1 protein-coding gene is annotated in these 864 nt (G+C 40.2%); it reads right to left on the reverse strand.

The features are described from left to right. Nucleotides 1-136: 136 nt before the first annotated feature. The coding region (locus NE623_RS14415) for a hypothetical protein (RefSeq protein ID WP_256273501.1) at nucleotides 137-864 on the reverse strand (728 nt) is incomplete at its 5' end.

The following is an 864-nucleotide window of genomic DNA, read 5'->3' on the forward strand; positions in this document are numbered from 1 at the left end:
CCTCAATCTCGGCTTGCAACTCCTCGCGGGTTTTCTCTCTCGTTTTCGTCATGGTTGGTCGCTCCTTTCTGCCTGTCGGCATAGAAAAAGGACAGTCGATTTTCTCGGCTGTCCCTTGTAGGTGGTTTATTTAGTTTTACTCTATCATTTTCAAGTAAATAAAATAGCTTGCAGTTCCTCCATAACCGTTTTGGGTATTCCAGTCGGCTATTATTTCATAGATATACCCGCCCGGTTTAAGAGTGAGGACATTTCCAGTCATAGTTACATCTTCGCTGTTTGTAGTAGGTTTCCCCCAATATTCATCACTCCAACATTTTACACTTAAAATAGTATCGGGTTCTTCTGTAAAACTTAGTGTAGCTGTTGCTTCTGGTGTTTCATACGGCGGGGATAATAATTCTTCACAATCTAAAGGGTGTGCGCTATCGGTAGTTGTACTTATAGAATTTCCATCAACATCTTTTTTCTGCCACGAATAAGCACCTAATAATGCACTGACATAGGTGTTATCACTTACTAAACCTAAAGCAGGCGGCTCTTCCAAAATCACATTGGCAGTTCCAGAATTTAATAATTCATTGGCATAGCTATTAAGTGCTTGGCATGGCTCATACTTTGTTTTATAGCCTACACCATCAATTATAAGAAATGGGTTATATGCCGTAATCTCTGTCTGTGTGCCGTCGGTCATAATCAGGGTAAAAGTAACGCCTTGCCCTACATATTCTGTGTAAGAATTATCTTGATTATAGATAACTACATCATTCAAATAGCCTACTAACTCTGAAATATCCTCAATTTCAACTGTTTTGTCTGGCGGCGTTAATTGCACTTTGGCTGACGCTATTTGTGCTGCGTCCA

This window comes from Gemmiger formicilis, assembly GCF_024462815.1.
Classification (GTDB): Bacteria; Bacillota; Clostridia; order Oscillospirales; family Ruminococcaceae; genus Gemmiger.